The 15,734-nt window shown below is 41.1% G+C and carries 20 protein-coding genes; all 20 read left to right on the top strand.

Features of this window, described 5'->3' with window-relative positions; translation table 11 throughout:
- Positions 1-13 precede the first annotated feature (13 nt).
- The 20 genes from FQ085_RS00460 (at position 14) to qcrB (ending at position 15,708) form a co-directional block, all read left to right on the top strand.
- Positions 14-1,033, top strand: coding sequence for an NAD(P)H-dependent glycerol-3-phosphate dehydrogenase (locus tag FQ085_RS00460; protein ID WP_058385034.1), 1,020 nt, complete (start codon positions 14-16; stop codon positions 1,031-1,033).
- A gap of 87 nt (positions 1,034-1,120) precedes the next feature.
- A complete protein-coding gene (locus FQ085_RS00455; protein WP_058385035.1) occupies positions 1,121-1,324 on the top strand; it encodes a DUF2768 domain-containing protein in 204 nt (67 codons plus the stop codon).
- 10 nt (positions 1,325-1,334) lie between these two features.
- On the top strand, positions 1,335-2,045 hold the full coding sequence (locus FQ085_RS00450; protein WP_058386878.1) for a hypothetical protein: 711 nt from the start codon (positions 1,335-1,337) through the stop codon (positions 2,043-2,045).
- 170 nt (positions 2,046-2,215) lie between these two features.
- A complete protein-coding gene (locus tag FQ085_RS00445) occupies positions 2,216-2,488 on the top strand; it encodes an HU family DNA-binding protein (RefSeq protein WP_006829858.1) in 273 nt (90 codons plus the stop codon).
- A gap of 345 nt (positions 2,489-2,833) precedes the next feature.
- On the top strand, positions 2,834-3,418 hold the full coding sequence (gene folE, locus FQ085_RS00440) for a GTP cyclohydrolase I FolE (protein ID WP_058385036.1): 585 nt from the start codon (positions 2,834-2,836) through the stop codon (positions 3,416-3,418).
- Positions 3,419-3,440: 22 nt separating this feature from the next.
- Positions 3,441-3,662: a trp RNA-binding attenuation protein MtrB gene (gene mtrB, locus FQ085_RS00435; RefSeq protein WP_058385037.1), complete on the top strand. Its 222-nt coding sequence runs from the start codon at positions 3,441-3,443 to the stop codon at positions 3,660-3,662.
- Positions 3,663-3,738: 76 nt separating this feature from the next.
- Complete coding sequence (locus FQ085_RS00430) at positions 3,739-4,515, top strand: heptaprenyl diphosphate synthase component 1 (protein ID WP_058385038.1); 777 nt, start codon at positions 3,739-3,741, stop codon at positions 4,513-4,515.
- A gap of 5 nt (positions 4,516-4,520) precedes the next feature.
- Positions 4,521-5,225, top strand: coding sequence for a demethylmenaquinone methyltransferase (locus tag FQ085_RS00425; protein WP_058385039.1), 705 nt, complete (start codon positions 4,521-4,523; stop codon positions 5,223-5,225).
- A gap of 17 nt (positions 5,226-5,242) precedes the next feature.
- Positions 5,243-6,217 (top strand): heptaprenyl diphosphate synthase component II, encoded by a 975-nt coding sequence (gene hepT / locus FQ085_RS00420; protein WP_058385040.1) that lies wholly within the window; start codon positions 5,243-5,245, stop codon positions 6,215-6,217.
- Between the two features lie 85 nt (positions 6,218-6,302).
- Positions 6,303-6,749, top strand: a complete 447-nt coding sequence (gene ndk, locus FQ085_RS00415) for a nucleoside-diphosphate kinase (protein WP_058385041.1) — start codon at positions 6,303-6,305, stop codon at positions 6,747-6,749.
- Positions 6,750-6,974: 225 nt separating this feature from the next.
- Positions 6,975-8,147 (top strand): chorismate synthase, encoded by a 1,173-nt coding sequence (gene aroC, locus FQ085_RS00410; RefSeq protein WP_058385042.1) that lies wholly within the window; start codon positions 6,975-6,977, stop codon positions 8,145-8,147.
- Positions 8,148-8,149: 2 nt separating this feature from the next.
- Entirely contained in the window at positions 8,150-9,226 is a 1,077-nt protein-coding gene (gene aroB / locus FQ085_RS00405) for a 3-dehydroquinate synthase (protein ID WP_058385043.1), read from the top strand.
- Entirely contained in the window at positions 9,223-9,606 is a 384-nt protein-coding gene (aroH, locus tag FQ085_RS00400; protein WP_058385044.1) for a chorismate mutase, read from the top strand. The genes aroB and aroH overlap by 4 nt, the downstream gene beginning before the upstream one ends.
- A complete protein-coding gene (locus FQ085_RS00395; RefSeq protein ID WP_149455700.1) occupies positions 9,603-10,691 on the top strand; it encodes a prephenate dehydrogenase in 1,089 nt (362 codons plus the stop codon). The genes aroH and FQ085_RS00395 overlap by 4 nt, the downstream gene beginning before the upstream one ends.
- Before the next feature lie 16 nt (positions 10,692-10,707).
- Entirely contained in the window at positions 10,708-12,000 is a 1,293-nt protein-coding gene (aroA, locus tag FQ085_RS00390) for a 3-phosphoshikimate 1-carboxyvinyltransferase (RefSeq protein ID WP_149455699.1), read from the top strand.
- A gap of 77 nt (positions 12,001-12,077) precedes the next feature.
- Positions 12,078-13,331: a tetratricopeptide repeat protein gene (locus FQ085_RS00385; RefSeq protein WP_149455698.1), complete on the top strand. Its 1,254-nt coding sequence runs from the start codon at positions 12,078-12,080 to the stop codon at positions 13,329-13,331.
- 14 nt (positions 13,332-13,345) lie between these two features.
- Positions 13,346-13,906: a ReoY family proteolytic degradation factor gene (locus tag FQ085_RS00380; RefSeq protein ID WP_149455697.1), complete on the top strand. Its 561-nt coding sequence runs from the start codon at positions 13,346-13,348 to the stop codon at positions 13,904-13,906.
- Positions 13,907-13,915: 9 nt separating this feature from the next.
- Positions 13,916-14,368: a DUF2487 family protein gene (locus FQ085_RS00375; RefSeq protein WP_058385049.1), complete on the top strand. Its 453-nt coding sequence runs from the start codon at positions 13,916-13,918 to the stop codon at positions 14,366-14,368.
- A gap of 140 nt (positions 14,369-14,508) precedes the next feature.
- Positions 14,509-15,012, top strand: a complete 504-nt coding sequence (locus FQ085_RS00370; RefSeq protein WP_058385050.1) for a Rieske (2Fe-2S) protein — start codon at positions 14,509-14,511, stop codon at positions 15,010-15,012.
- Between the two features lie 21 nt (positions 15,013-15,033).
- Positions 15,034-15,708, top strand: a complete 675-nt coding sequence (qcrB, locus tag FQ085_RS00365; RefSeq protein ID WP_058385051.1) for a menaquinol-cytochrome c reductase cytochrome b subunit — start codon at positions 15,034-15,036, stop codon at positions 15,706-15,708.
- The last annotated feature ends 26 nt before the right edge of the window (positions 15,709-15,734 follow it).

Here is a 15,734-nt window from a genome sequence, read left to right as displayed (position 1 = left end):
GTGGGTTTAACTTATGGAAAAAGTTTCTGTTTTTGGGGCAGGGAGCTGGGGAACTGCATTGAGCTATGTACTTGCTCAAAACGGCCATGATTTACTGCTTTGGACACATCGTCAGGAACAAGCTGATGAAATTAATCAGCATACAAATAAACGCTATTTAAAAGAGATACAACTACCAGACAGTTTAAAGGCGACAAGCAATTTGCCACAGGCTGTAGCACATGGGAATGTCTTCGTTTTGGCTGTACCCACAAAAGCAATCCGAGAAGTTTGCCAGGATATCAAAGAAAATCTTGATCGCAAAGTCTTATTCGTTCACGTTTCTAAAGGCATTGAACCGGATTCTTTAAAGCGAATCAGCGAAATGATCCGTGAAGAAATTCCGGAGCAATGGATTGAAGATGTTGTTGTACTGTCCGGACCAAGTCATGCTGAAGAAGTGGTTCAAGAGCATCCAACGACTGTTACGGCAGCTTGTGAGAATACGGAAGCGGCCATTCGAATTCAAGACTTGTTCATGAATGGGTATTTCCGCGTTTATACGAATACGGATGTAATTGGTGTAGAAATTGGTGGTGCTTTAAAAAATATTATCGCATTAGCAGTTGGAATCACTGATGGATTAGGGTTTGGGGATAACGCAAAAGCGGCTATTATGACACGCGGGTTAGCGGAAATTGCACGGCTCGGTGTGAAAATGGGAGCAACACCTTTAACTTTCTCTGGTTTGACCGGGGTGGGAGATTTGATTGTTACTTGCACGAGTGTCCATTCGCGTAATTGGCGAGCAGGCAATATGCTAGGTAAAGGAAAGTCTTTAGATGAAGTGCTAGAAGAAATGGGCATGGTTGTTGAAGGGATCCGGACTACTAAAGCGGCTTATCAATTGTCGAAAGCATATGATGTACCAATGCCAATTACTGCTGCACTTTACGCGGTTCTTTTTGACAATGTGTCAACAGATGACGCAGTTGGAAAGTTGATGGGGCGCATGAAAAAGAACGAAATGGAAGATTTGATAGACTTGCTTTAATTGTCACAAAAGAAGAGGATGCTTAAGGCTGACTCTTCTTTTTTTGTGCTATACTATTGACTGAAACACTACGAAAGGCGGGCAATTATGAGTGCTTTAGATAAAATGTGGGTGTCATTTGCTGGAATTGCTTTTTTGATGATTTCTATGGGTATGATTTACTTGAGCAGATATAAACTGAAGAACGGAATTCTTAAATTTACTTTTGCGTTAATTGCTTATATCTTGCTAATACTAGGATTTTTCATCATGGTATTCACAGTATTTAGTGGCCCAACAGGCGGCGCGTGAGGTGAGAAAAATGAAAAAAACGGCAATGATTATGATGCTCTTGCTAGTGGGTGGATTTTTAACAGCTTGCGGATATCCGCAAAATGAGCGAGCTGAAAACCAAATTCCTTATGAAGATCAATTAATCACTGTGCAAAATGCAGTAAATCAGTATAGAGACGCTACGGGTGGCTTATTACCAATAAAAACGCGTGATATGGATATAGATCAATACATCAAATACCCGGTGGATTTCTCGAAACTTGTTCCTACGTATACTGCAGAAATACCAACAAATGCATTTGAAACGGGTGGTGTTTTTCAGTATGTTCTAATGGACGTTGAAGAAAATCCAACGGTAAAATTGGTTGATTTACAGGCTGCGGAAGCGATAAGATCTGTGAACGTGCGAAAAAGTGCTAACGGTGGACAAGCTCCGATTGCTGAAATTCTTTCAGACAATGTCTATAAATTTAATCATGAAGCCATGGGTTTTTCTGAGGAACCGACTGTCGTCAGCCCTTATAGTGGAAGAAATTTGCCAATGGTAATTACTGGTAATGGAGATGTCTATATCGATTATGCCATGGATCTTTTTACAGCACTCCAAGAATACAAGGGTGAGTTAAAACCAGGTCAGGATATTCGTTTTATTCTTTATGAAGACAATCCTGTCGTCCCTGCCTATTCACTTCCTTACACCGTAGATGAAAATAATGAACCGATATTCTTAACAGAATAAAACATTGATTTGCCGCGTTTTAATAGAAATAGCCGCTTTTTAGAAAATTTTGTTAGTATTTGGTGGTTTTATTCGGTAAGTGGGCTGTTTGTTGTTGCTATGCGATTTTCGATGTGATACTCTTTTTACAGGATTGATGGTTGCATCCCCTTTGAGAGGAGGTGAATAGCATGAACAAAACAGAATTAGTGAACTCTGTTGCTGAAGCAGCTGAGCTTTCTCGTAAAGACGCTGCCAAAGCAGTTGACGCTGCATTTGAGACGATTCAAGACGCTTTAACTAAAGGTGAAAAAGTACAGTTGATCGGATTCGGTAACTTTGAAGTACGCGAACGCGCGGCCCGCAAAGGACGTAACCCGCAAACTGGTGCTGAAATCGAGATCGCTGCAAGCAAAGTTCCTGCATTTAAGCCAGGTAAAGCGCTTAAAGACGCAGTGAAGTAAGCTTTAGCCTCTGTACATAGGATGACTTTTGCGAGACACAATCTTGCAAAAGTCATCCTTTTTTTGAGCCAAGATTTTGCGAAACACCTGTGCGTGTGCTACGATTCATGTGAGAAAAGCGCAGGAAGCCGTCAAGACCCGACAAGCATAAGACGCCTTGGCGAAGCGGCGGTGTTCAGCCGCACATTAAGGCATCTTAACAAACCGATAAAGCGCATTGCTTAATCTTAATGGGTAAAGCCCTTAAGGCTGAATAGTGAACTGCTAACGCATATAAAAATAATAGCAGCAGCCATCCTGCTGCCAAAACAAATAACCGATTCGTTTTCAACAGGGGGAAGTAAAATGATAGATGTCAAAGCCCAAAAAGTAGACCTTGCTAAAATAGAAAAAGCGGTCTCGATGATTTTAGAGGCAGTTGGGGAAGACGTAGACCGAGAAGGATTAGCGGATACGCCTAAAAGGGTAGCTAAGATGTATGCAGAAGTATTTTCTGGATTGAAAGAAGATCCAAAAGAATATTTTAAAACGGTGTTTCATGAAGGTCATGAAGAATTGGTGCTGGTCAAAGATATTCCTTTTTACTCAATGTGCGAACATCACCTTGTTCCTTTTTTTGGTAAAGCACATATTGCCTATATTCCTCGTGACGGAATTGTGACAGGCTTAAGTAAATTAGCTCGTGCTGTAGAAACGGTGTCAAAACGACCTCAGCTTCAAGAACGAATTACTTCGACAATTGCAGATTCACTAATGGAAACATTAAATCCACATGGTGTATATGTAATGGTCGAAGCGGAACATATGTGCATGACCATGAGAGGCATCAAGAAGCCAGGCGCAAAAACGGTAACAGCTGTTTCGCGTGGAGTTCTCGAAACCGATACGATCAAGCGTTCTGAAGTAATCACATATATCAATATGAACTAATACTAAAAAAGTGGGTGTTAAAATGGCTCAGACAGAATACATTGTTATTCGCGCTCAAGAAGACGGCGTGAATGTAATAGGATTAACTCGAGGTAACGACACAAAATTTCACCATACTGAAAAATTAGATAAAGGCGAAGTAATGATTGCACAATTTACCGAGCATACTTCAGCTATGAAAATTCGTGGCAAAGCGGAGATTCATTCTGCTCACGGTATCGTTGAAAGTGAAGCTAAAAAATAAACGATATTGCTGAAGGCAAGGCTTTGCCTGTGATATACTAGTATAGTATGGCTAAATCATGAATGGAGCAAGCAGTATGAAGGGACACCAAATACAATCGAAAATTATTTCTATGGAAATCGAGGTCTTAGATGCTGTTCGGCAACGGACACTCGATCAGTTTACAGAAGGTCCCTCTGTCAAAGAGTCCCGTTTGTTTTTTTTACTGTTGCCTTTTTTCAGTGGAAAAACATGGTCGGCAGAAATTGAATCCTCTGCAAAAACGGTTTCCATCGTCTATGCGGCTTTGCATGCACACGATCAAGTAAGAGAAGATAACCCAATTAGCAAAGAGCAACAATTGACCGTGTTGGCTGGTGATTTATATAGCGGAATTTATTACCAAATGTTGGTCAATAGCAAGAATATTGCTATGGTCCAGAAATTGGCAACGGCTATCATTCAAGTGAGCGAACGGAAAACCTCTTTTTTTGAAGGGATGGACCGGTCTATTGCAGAGGTAGAAGAAGCCATCACCATTATTGAAACCGAACTTCTAATTTCTTTTTATAAATTCTACGGCTACACTGAATATGAATCACTTGCAAAACAGGCGTTGCTTTATATACGTTACGCCGATGAATTGGAGCGATTGCAGTCTAAAAACTACTCCAACTTTCTACGTGAATTAACTAGTAACTTGAATCATAAAAATTATGTAGAACACTGGCTAGTGGAAAAACTTGATAACTTACACGAGAAGATAGTGAAATCTATTGATGAGTGTTCATTGGATTACGAACTTGCACAATTCTTGCTCCATCAAATAACCCCGCACCAGCATAGAGCTGAGCAGCTGACCCGAGAAGGATGACTGATATGCCTAAAACGAAAGAACAAAGAGTCCACGAAGTATTTGAGAAAATATCCGAGAATTACGATCAAATGAATTCAGTTATTAGTTTTCAACAGCATAACAAGTGGCGTGAAGATACGATGTACAAAATGCAAGTTCCAAAAGGAGCTGCAGCTATTGATGTTTGCTGTGGCACCGCTGATTGGACCATTGCGCTTGGCGAAGCAGTAGGTGAAACAGGACGTGTAGTTGGACTAGACTTTAGTCAAAACATGCTAAATGTTGGCCACGACAAGACGAAAGATATGCCTCAAATCAAACTGATCCAAGGCAATGCAATGTCACTGCCGTACCCGGATAATTCTTTTGATTTTGCGACCATCGGATTTGGGTTGCGCAATGTGCCGGATTACCGTCAAGCCCTTTCTGAAATGCATCGTGTTTTAAAGCCAGGTGGAATGATTGCTTGTCTAGAAACGTCACAACCCGAAAATATCGTATTCAAGCCATTTTTTAGAATGTATTTCCGTTTCATAATGCCGGTATTTGGTAAGCTTTTTGCTAAAAGTTACAAAGAATACTCATGGCTACAGGAATCGGCAAAATCGTTCCCTGGCATGAAACAATTAGCCAAACTGTTTGCGGAAGTCGGATTTGAAAAAGTAAAATACAAGCCTTATACAGGAGGCGCCGCCGCCCTCCATTTAGGAATAAAAAAAGTAAACTAGCGGGAGAAGGATTTTAAGTGGAAAAGATGAAGTTGAAATTGCTCTATTCCGACCTTAGACCGGAACTAGAAATGATCGAGAAGGAATTGGAACAGGCAGTGGATTCCGAGTCTCTCCTTTTAAATGATGCGTCTCTTCATTTATTACAGGCCGGAGGGAAAAGAATCCGACCTGTTTTTGTTTTGCTTGCTGGAAAATTTGGTGATTACAATATTGATGTGATGAAGCAAGTGGCAGTGCCGCTTGAATTGATTCACATGGCTTCACTGGTGCACGACGATGTCATTGACGATTCAGAAATTCGTAGAGGCCGACCGACAGTCAAAGCACAATGGAATAACAGCGTAGCGATGTATACAGGTGATTTTATTTTGGCGCGAGCGTTAGAACGCATTACTGAAATTACAGCTCCGCGAGTTCATGAAATATTATCTAAAACGTTGATAGAAGTGTGCAGAGGCGAAATTATTCAAATTCAAGACAAGTATAAATTAGATCAAAATTTGCGAGATTATTTCCGTCGCATCAAGCGCAAGACTGCGTTGTTGATTTCATCAAGCTGTGAATTGGGTGCGCTTGTTTCAGGTACCGATGAGAAAACTGCGGCGCATTTACGTCGTTTTGGGTATTTTATCGGCATGTCATTTCAAATTATTGACGATATTCTTGATTTTACCTCTACCGATGAAGAACTTGGAAAACCAGCGGGCAGCGATTTCATTCAAGGGAATATCACCTTGCCTATTTTATGTGCGCGGAAAGATCCCGAAATCTATCAACTGTTAAAAGCCAATTTGAATAAGGAACTATCCGACCATGAACGATTGGAAATTGTCGGAATCATTCGCAATAGTTCCGGAATCGAAGAAGCGAAAGCAATGAGTGAACGATACTTACAGAAGGCGTTACGCGAACTTTCTTTCTTGCCAAAAGGACCAGGAGTAAAAACGATGCGAAAAATTGCATTCTTTATCGGTAAACGAAATTTTTAAGTTGTTGGTTGACAAATGACTCGACAATGATAGTATTTTTTAAGGTGGGCAAAATGCCCGAGCTTTTAATAGAGGAGTGTTTACATTGGAAAAAACATTTTTAATGGTTAAACCAGATGGCGTTCAACGCAACGTAATCGGAGAAATCGTCGCACGTTTCGAGAAAAAAGGATATCATTTAGTAGGTGCTAAATTGATGCAAATTCCTACTGAGTTGGCTGAAGAGCATTACGGCGAGCACAAAGAGCGTCCTTTCTTCGGTGAATTGGTTGAATTTATCACTTCAGGTCCTGTATTCGCAATGGTTTGGGAAGGCGAAAACGTTATTTTGACTGCACGTCAAATGATGGGCGCGACAAACCCGAAAGATGCAGCTTCAGGAACTATCCGCGGCGACTTCGCAGTTACTGTCGGCAAAAACATGATTCACGGTTCGGATTCTGCTGAAAGTGCAGAACGCGAGATCGGCTTGTTCTTCAAAGAAGAAGAATTGGTTTCATATGAAAAAACAATGAACAACTGGGTTAACTAATCCAATTTTTAAAAAAGCAGCCTAGCTGCTTTTTTTTATTTATCTTGAGAGTCTGCCAAGAAATGTGGCTGCTCTTTTTTTAGGTTGGAAGTGCTTAAGTGATGAAGGAAAAAAATCTCAATTGATTGAAGTTTCACTTTATCTAATTTTCATATAGAATTGAAGAAATACCTTGTGGTATAGTGGTACATAAATACTTTAGCACGTTGAAGGGAGAAAGTGTAAATGCGTTATTTAACAGCAGGAGAATCACATGGTCCGCAATTGACTGCCATCATCGAGGGATTGCCGGCGCAGTTGCCTTTAACGGCAGAAATGGTTAATAAAGAATTAAAAAGAAGACAAGGCGGCCATGGTCGTGGTAGAAGAATGCAAATCGAAAAAGATACAGTTGAAATTGTGTCAGGTGTTCGACATGGTAAAACTTTAGGTTCACCTGTCGCTTTAGTTGTGAAAAATGACGATTGGAAACATTGGACATCGATTATGGGGATTGAGCCGATAGAGGATACAGAAGAAGTAAAGCGTCAGTTATCGCGTCCACGTCCTGGTCATGCTGATTTAAATGGCGGTATGAAATATGGTCACCGTGATCTTCGAAACGTCTTAGAACGTTCTTCAGCACGTGAAACAACGGTACGCGTAGCAGTTGGTGCAGTAGCAAAGCAGTTACTTGCTGAACTCGGCATCAAAATTGTTTCACATGTGACTGAAATAGGTGGAATTAAAGTAAATCCAGAAAGTTACCTTGGAAAGTCTGTAGATGAAATTCGAGAAATTGTTGAAAATGATGCTGTTTATTGCGCTGATCCAACGGTGACTCAGGAAATGATGGATTTAATAGATAAAACCAAGAAAAACGGTGATTCTATCGGTGGAACAGTAGAAGTGATCGTGGAAGGCATGCCTGCTGGAATTGGTAGCTATGTCCATTACGACCGGAAACTGGACGCTAAATTAGCAGCTGCCATTATGAGCATAAACGCCTTCAAAGGGGTTGAATTTGGTCTAGGGTTTGAAATGGCTAGAAAACCAGGCAGTGAAGTTCATGATGAAATTCTTTGGGATCAAGAAAATGGCTACACACGCAAAACGAATAATCTCGGAGGTTTCGAGGGCGGAATGACGACTGGAATGCCTATTATCGTTAGAGGTGTAATGAAGCCGATTCCGACTTTGTATAAGCCGCTTAATAGTGTGGATATTGAAACGAAAGAACCTTTTCAAGCAAGTATTGAGCGTTCTGACAGCTGTGCCGTTCCGGCAGCTTCGATTGTTGCTGAGCACGTAGTCGCATGGGAAGTCGCAAACGCATTGTTGGATCAGTTCGACGCAGATCAAATGCCTCGCTTAGTAGATAATCTAAAAAATTACCTGGAATACACGAAGGAGTTTTAAGAATGAAGCAATTGCGAGTCGAGGCAAATCATCCTTATATGGTTCATATCGGTGCGGGAGCTTTCGATTTGTTCGCAAATGCTTATCGCCCTTTGCTAGATAATGCCGATCGAATTGTGGTTATCGTCGACAAACAAGTGGCAGAGCTTCATTTACCGTATTTATTAGCTCATTTAACAGATTGGGACGTTCGTGTGTTAACAATTCCGGCTGGAGAAAGTGCAAAGTCCGTGGAAACCTTTATGGCGTGTCACAGCTTTCTGCTTTCCGAAAATTGCTCAAGAGCTTCTTTGCTACTCGCTTTTGGTGGAGGCGCGACAGGAGATGTAGCCGGATTTGTTGCTTCGACTTTCATGCGGGGCATCTCGTTTATCCAGCTTCCAACGACGATTTTGGCTCATGATAGTGCAGTCGGCGGTAAAACAGCCATCAATCATAAGTTAGGAAAAAATATGATCGGTACATTTTATCAACCAAAAGCCGTTTTGTATGATAGTAAATTGCTGGCAACTTTACCTGTTCAAGAAGTACGTTCAGGTATGGCTGAAGTGATCAAGCACGCCTTTATATCTAATGAAGAGTGGTTGAATGAATTATTGGCTATTGAGAACTTTAAAGACATGACAGAAGACGATTTGAATCGCCATTTGGAAAAAGGCATTGCTGTAAAAGCGGCGATTGTTGAAGAAGACGAATTTGAAGGCGGCATTCGTAAATACTTGAATTTTGGTCATACGTTGGCACACGCATTAGAAGGACATCTGGGTTATGGCAAACTTACACACGGAGAAGCCGTCGTGCTTGGAATGTCTTATGCTCTTCTCTTGTCAGAGCATAGTAAATTAGCTGGATTTATCAGGTGGTCTAGTACAAATGGCTATCCCCTTCATTTACTACAGGAAATTCATTTTGAGGCATTGTTGCCTTATATGAAAAAAGATAAAAAATCTTCAAGAGGAACACTGAATTTTGTTTTACTTGAACGCACAGGCAAACCGTTTGTAGAACAAATTGAAGAGCAGCACGCACGTGCAACCTATGAAAAATTAGTCTTACAGATAGGAGAAGTGATTAGATGATACGTGGAGTACGAGGTGCAATTACAGTTTCTGTAGACCAGCCAGAAGAAGTATTAAAAGAAACACAACGGCTAGTGTTAGAAATGGCTAAAGAAAACAATATTGAACCAGATGATGTTGCGTCAGTCATCATTTCGACGACGACTGATATTTCATCTGCTTTTCCAGCGAAAGCTGTTCGGACAATTGCGGAATGGACATATGTACCCGTCATGTGCACACATGAAATGGACGTTCCTGGGAGTATGCCTCTATGTATCCGTGTCATGATGCACGTTAATACCGTGCTGGGTCAGCAAGACATTCACCATATTTATTTGAACGAAGCGATTAAGCTGCGTCCGGATTTATCTGCTAAAAGCCAGGTGAGTTCGACGTGACAACTCATATTTTAATTATTGGATTAGGCCTGATTGGCGGGTCGCTCGCAAAAGCGCTTCAGCGTAATCAGGATGTCCATGTGGCAGGGTACGATGCCGATCCATTGACCGCTAGAAAAGCTTTTAAAATGGGGATCATACATAGTTCGCCGCCATCACTTGAACAAGCAGCATCAGAAGCTGATGTTATCGTCTTTGCTACACCCGTAGGGGCTACAATCAAATTAATGGAACAAAGTAAATATTGGCAGTTGAAAGATGATGTCATCTTGACAGATACGGGTAGCACTAAAATACAAATAATGGAATCTTCGAAAAGCTTGAACCATCTTTTTATAGGCGGTCATCCAATGGCGGGATCGCATAAGAGTGGGGTAGAAGCAGCAAAAGAAGTGTTATTTGAAAATGCCTATTATATTTTAACACCTGATAACGCGACGGACGATGAACGTTTACACTTTTTAAAAGAATTATTGGCAGTTACTAAAGCGAAAATTAAGATATTGCCAGCAGAAGAGCATGATCATATGACAGCGATAGTGAGTCATTTCCCACATTTGATTGCAGCATCACTGGTTCATCAATTAGATCAAGAGGATAAATTTCCTTTTGCTCGACAACTAGCGGCTGGTGGTTTTCGGGATACGACACGTATCGCTTCGGCAAATCCCGAAATGTGGAGAGATATTACCACTCAAAATAATACAATGATTGTTCAGCAGTTGGATAATTGGATGGAGCAAATGGAACAATTAAAACAGATGCTTAAAAAAAATGATCCAGAACCGATTCAACAATTTTTCTCGCATGCTAAGACAGTAAGGGACGAGTTGCCGATTTCTGGGCATGGTGCGATGTTCTCGGTATTCGATTTGTATATCGATGTACCCGATATACCGGGTATTATCTCGGAGTTAACTGGCTATCTAGCAGAAGAAGAAATCAGTATTGTCAATCTTCGGATTTTGGAAACGCGTGAAGACGTATTTGGTATTCTTGTTATCAGTTTCCAAACAACGGAAGATCGTGCGCGCGCACAAAAATGCATGATGACTCGAACTGTATACGATACATATATTTCCTGAAAGGACGGATAAGCCCGTGGTATTATCTTTAGCGTTTAAAAAACCAGCCTTAAAAGGCACCATTCAAGTTCCAGGGGACAAATCAATTTCTCACAGAGCTATTATGTTTGGATCTATGGCAACAGGGACAACGACAGTAGAAGGTTTTCTTATGGGAGACGATTGCCTAAGTACTATCTCCTGTTTTAAAAAGCTGGGTGTAAAAATTAATATTACAGAAGACTTAGTGACCATTCAAAGTAGAGGAGAAGATTCTTGGAAAGAGCCTTCTGAAGTTTTGGATACCGGGAACTCGGGAACGACAACAAGATTAATGCTTGGATTATTGGCGGGAACTTCTTTTCATTCAATTTTAGTTGGAGATGAGTCTATTGCAAAGCGTCCTATGAGACGCATCATCGATCCGCTTCGCGAAATGGGTGCAGATATTCGAGGGCGAGAAGACGGACAATACACACCTTTAGCAGTTCAAGGAACACAGTTAAAGGCGATTGACTATACATTGCCAGTTGCCAGTGCTCAAGTAAAATCCGCCATTTTATTGGCTGCATTAAAAGCAAATGGCAAAACGATTATTCATGAGCCAATCGCTTCGCGCGACCATACAGAAATCATGCTAGAACATTTTGGCGCTACGATTACACGTGAAGACTACCAGATTAAGTTAGAAGGTGGTCAAAAGCTAACGGCTGCACATGTGAAGGTGCCGGGTGACATTTCGTCTGCGGCCTTTATGATAGGTGCTGCGTTAATTACTGAAGGGAGCACAGTGACGCTAGAAAATGTAGGAATTAATCCGACGCGGACAGGTATTTTAGATGTGATTGAACAAATGGGCGCTAATTTTGAATTGGAAGAACATGATACGCAAGGAGAACGTTCCGCAGATGTAACCATTCATTCGAGTAAATTGAAAGGAATTGAAATTGGCGGAGAGTTGATTCCACGATTGATTGACGAAATTCCTTTGATTGCACTTATCGCTACACAGGCTGAAGGGACGACAGTGATCAGAGATGCTGAAGAGCTTCGCGTGAAAGAAACAGATCGTATTTCTGCTGTTGTCAAAGAATTGACGAAAATGGGCGCAGACATTGAAGCGACTGAAGACGGCATGATCATTCATGGACCAACGGCTTTAACCGGTGCTGAAATGACTTCTTACGGCGATCACCGCCTTGGGATGATGGCGGCAATTGCTGCGTTAATAGCATCTAGCGAAGTTGTCATTGATGACGCTGAATGCATTTCAATTTCCTACCCAAACTTTTTTGAACAACTTAATTTACTGACAACTAGACTCTCCTGATGGGGAGTTTTTTTAGTATGATAATAACAAGATTTCGTGTAGGATGAGAGTGAGAATGTGAAGGAATAGGTGATAGTATGGCTAACATAGAACAGATACAAAAAGCAGTCGAACAAGGAGATCCCAAACTTCTAAATACATTACTGGATGACTACTTGCTACAGGGAGATCCTGATGAGCAATACGGGTTGTCGGAATGGCTGGCAGAAATCGGTTTTGTAGAAGAAGCGATTAAAGTACTTGAGCATTTGCAATATATTTTTCCGGAAGAAGCGCAATTGGTTATCGATCGAGCAAACTTGCTGATTGATGCTGATCGCGAAGATGATGCGTTAAATGCGTTAATGGAAGTGTCTAAAGACGACGAATTATATGCCCAAGCGCTCGTAACTTTAGCGGACTTGTTCCAACTTCAAGGCTTGCTAGAAGCTGCTGAAAGTCGCTTAAATGAAGCGATTGAATTGATGCCTGATGAACCGCTTCTGCAACAAGCGAGAGCAGAACTACTTCTCGACTCGGGCCGTTATCTGGAATCGGCAAAAATTTATCAAGAACTGGAGTCAAAACAAATTGTCATTGAAGGAGTCAATCTTTCAGAGAGACTTGCTGAAGTTTACAGTGCAGGAGCTGCTTATGAAGAGGCATTACCATACTACGAAAAGGCGTTGGAAGATCAAGCTACGCCAGACGTTTTATTTGGAGTAGCATTTGCAGCTTTTCAAACACGCCAGTATGACATGGCTGTACGTCGGCTTGACGAATTGATTGGCATTGATCCGGATTATTTTTCTGCTTACTTATTAAAAGCACAAAGCTTGAATATGGCAGAAGATTATCAGGCAGCCTATCAGGCGATAAACGAAGGAATTACTAGAGATGAATTTGACAAGGAATTGTATTTGTTTGCAGGTAAACTTGCCATGAAACTTGGTAAATCAGCAGAAGGTGTTGGCCATTTACGCCAGGCAATCGCATTAGATCCAGAATATATGGAAGCGATCTATACGCTGGTGTCTTACTTCCATGCCGAAGAGATGGATGAAGAAGTTCTTGAACTTGCGCAGATGGTAATTGAAAGTGGAGATGATTGGGCTGGTCTTTATCCGATGATTGCTGAAACTTACGAACGCAGTGAAGACTATGAGCAGGCGACCGTGTATTATGAAAAAGCTTATCCAGCTTTTAAAGATGATGTTATTTTCCTTAAGAAATACGCATTATTTTTAATAGAAGAAGGAAAAAGAGCTGCTGCTCTCGAAATGATTAAAGAGCTACAGGCATTAGAACCAGAAAATCCAGAATGGTTTGATTGGCAACAGTCGTTTGACTGAAAGGAGGAAGTTTCATGACCGCTTCAGTGTCGATAGGTGAAAAAAAGCAATTTGTCCGTTGGTTTCTGCAATCATACAAAATGAAAAGACGTGAATGTATTTGGATTCTCAATTATATGTTGAGCAACGAAGATTTGCTTGAGAAAACCCATTTTGTTGAAGAAGCGCATTACTGTCCGCGCGCAATGGTCATGTCTTCAACCGATTCCAAAGAAATTCCGTTTCGTTTCTACAAAGGCAACTTGATGACGGCGGATGCTGAGAAATCGTTTCACGATTTACGTCTCAATCCGGACGAACATTTATATATTCAATTGAATTTCCCGAACATTCCTCCACCTACCATGTATTTATCGGTGTTGGAAGAAAATCCATATATCCCTAAGGATGCTTCTGTTAACGAGCAAGATCGTCAAATTGCTGAAAAAATTCTTGAGGAAAGCATGTCCGTGTTCCATGAAGAAACGATTTACAAACAAATTGATGAAGCCTTGGACGCTGATGATCGTGACCGCTTTTTTGAATTGTCCGCGATGTTGAAAGCGTTCAAAGCGATAAAAAAAGATGGAGAGTGAAAAAGCGCTATGCATTTTATCGGAAAAGAGATAGATCAATACTTGAGCCAACAAGATTATATAGATACAGCAGTCGTGCCACTTCTTCAGTTAGATTTAAGTGAAGCAGGCATGAAATCGAGTGCAGGAGCTTCTGAGTACTTACAAAACTTGACTGCTTTATTAGAGAAACAATTTAAAGGGCGGATCCTTTTGTTCCCGCCCATTTCTTATGGCAAAGGAGCAAATCGTCAACGAATTGCTGAAGAACTGTCGCAAGAATTGGGACATACGAAATTCAAACACGTTTTTTATTTGACGACAGATTCAGAGTGGCGAACCATTGACAGTCTAAAAAATGTGTTATGGCTACCTGCGATTCCAATTGAAGATATGGATCAATCTTTTAAAAATTCGGTGATGGAAGACCAGTTAAGGCAGGTATTGCCGCTATTTACAAAAGAATGGTCACATCATTCATGAAATGTTCACAAACTGCATGATTAGGCTGAATGCGATATTGACCTAAAGATTTGATTGATATATCATTAGGTTGTCCTAGTAATTATATTTGAATGAGTATGTCCATTGGACTGACCTTGAATGTTAGAGGGGGGAAAAGGATGAGTAATAATCGTGTATCACGACGTCAATTTTTAGGCTACACATTAACAGGTGTAGGTGGTTTCATGGCAGCAGGAATGTTGATGCCAATGGTTCGTTTTGCGGTAGACCCGATACTTCAGCAACATGAAGGCGGAGACTACGTTTTAACTGATCAAGCTGTAGCTGATATCACGGCAGAACCAGTACGTGTCGACTTTACGTTTGAACAAACAGACGCTTGGTATGTATCTGAAGTGACGAATTCAGCTTGGGTGTATAAAGAAGGCGATAAGTTAATCGCGCTTTCACCTGTTTGCAAACATTTAGGATGTACAGTGAACTGGGCGGGTTCTCCGGAACACCCGACACAATTTTTCTGTCCATGCCACGCAGGCCGTTATGAGAAAAACGGACAAAACATTGCAGGAACACCGCCGCTTGGACCACTCGATGAGTACCAAGTGAAAGAACAAGATGGCTTTGTAGCTATCGGTGCAGTAAGAGAAAACACACTAGTTTAATAGTTAGGGGGTACGACACCAGTGCTAAACAAGTTATATGATTGGGTTGATGAGCGATTAGACATCACGCCTATCTGGCGTGATATTGCTGACCATGAAGTACCTGAGCACGTAAACCCCGCACACCACTTTTCAGCATTTGTTTATTGTTTTGGGGGACTTACATTTTTCATTACAGTAATCCAGATCTTATCCGGTATGTTCTTAACAATGTATTATGTGCCAGATATTGAAAATGCTTGGCAGTCGGTTTATTATCTTCAAAATGAAGTTGCTTTTGGAGAAATTGTGCGTGGGATGCATCACTGGGGAGCTTCGCTTGTAGTGGTCATGATTTTCCTTCATACATTACGAGTATTCTTTACAGGTTCTTATAAGAAACCTCGTGAATTGAACTGGGTAGTTGGCGTTTTGTTATTCGGCGTCATTCTTGGATTAAGTTTCACAGGCTACTTGCTTCCATGGGATATGAAAGCTTTATTTGCAACAAAAGTTGGAATTGAAATTGCGGCATCTGTACCCGTGCTCGGTGAATCGATCAAAATTCTATTGGCTGGGGATTCAACAATCCTTGGTGCACAGACTTTGACACGATTCTTCGCTATCCACGTCTTCTTCTTGCCTGCAGCTTTGCTTGGGTTGCTAGCTGCTCACTTTATCATGATCAGAAGACAGGGTATTTCAGGACCGCTATAAATCATTCCGTAACAAGGATTTTTTAA

It is taken from the genome of Planococcus sp. ANT_H30 (assembly GCF_008369335.1).
Taxonomy (GTDB): domain Bacteria; phylum Bacillota; class Bacilli; order Bacillales_A; family Planococcaceae; genus Planococcus; species Planococcus kocurii.
The sequence above is the reverse complement of the archived record's forward strand: the minus strand, read 5'-3'. Positions and strand labels throughout refer to the sequence as shown.

What these genes read in the sequence shown, in the direction of transcription:
- FQ085_RS00455 (WP_058385035.1), top strand. Translation starts at nt 1,121, where the DNA reads ATGAGTGCTTTAGATAAAATGTGGGTGTCATTTGCTGGAATTGCTTTT.
- aroH (WP_058385044.1), top strand. Translation starts at nt 9,223, where the DNA reads ATGATACGTGGAGTACGAGGTGCAATTACAGTTTCTGTAGACCAGCCA.
- FQ085_RS00450 (WP_058386878.1), top strand. Translation starts at nt 1,335, where the DNA reads ATGAAAAAAACGGCAATGATTATGATGCTCTTGCTAGTGGGTGGATTT.
- FQ085_RS00425 (WP_058385039.1), top strand. Translation starts at nt 4,521, where the DNA reads ATGCCTAAAACGAAAGAACAAAGAGTCCACGAAGTATTTGAGAAAATA.
- FQ085_RS00430 (WP_058385038.1), top strand. Translation starts at nt 3,739, where the DNA reads ATGAAGGGACACCAAATACAATCGAAAATTATTTCTATGGAAATCGAG.
- aroC (WP_058385042.1), top strand. Translation starts at nt 6,975, where the DNA reads ATGCGTTATTTAACAGCAGGAGAATCACATGGTCCGCAATTGACTGCC.
- FQ085_RS00385 (WP_149455698.1), top strand. Translation starts at nt 12,078, where the DNA reads ATGGCTAACATAGAACAGATACAAAAAGCAGTCGAACAAGGAGATCCC.
- FQ085_RS00375 (WP_058385049.1), top strand. Translation starts at nt 13,916, where the DNA reads ATGCATTTTATCGGAAAAGAGATAGATCAATACTTGAGCCAACAAGAT.
- FQ085_RS00370 (WP_058385050.1), top strand. Translation starts at nt 14,509, where the DNA reads ATGAGTAATAATCGTGTATCACGACGTCAATTTTTAGGCTACACATTA.
- FQ085_RS00460 (WP_058385034.1), top strand. Translation starts at nt 14, where the DNA reads ATGGAAAAAGTTTCTGTTTTTGGGGCAGGGAGCTGGGGAACTGCATTG.
- aroB (WP_058385043.1), top strand. Translation starts at nt 8,150, where the DNA reads ATGAAGCAATTGCGAGTCGAGGCAAATCATCCTTATATGGTTCATATC.
- folE (WP_058385036.1), top strand. Translation starts at nt 2,834, where the DNA reads ATGATAGATGTCAAAGCCCAAAAAGTAGACCTTGCTAAAATAGAAAAA.
- FQ085_RS00380 (WP_149455697.1), top strand. Translation starts at nt 13,346, where the DNA reads ATGACCGCTTCAGTGTCGATAGGTGAAAAAAAGCAATTTGTCCGTTGG.
- mtrB (WP_058385037.1), top strand. Translation starts at nt 3,441, where the DNA reads ATGGCTCAGACAGAATACATTGTTATTCGCGCTCAAGAAGACGGCGTG.
- FQ085_RS00445 (WP_006829858.1), top strand. Translation starts at nt 2,216, where the DNA reads ATGAACAAAACAGAATTAGTGAACTCTGTTGCTGAAGCAGCTGAGCTT.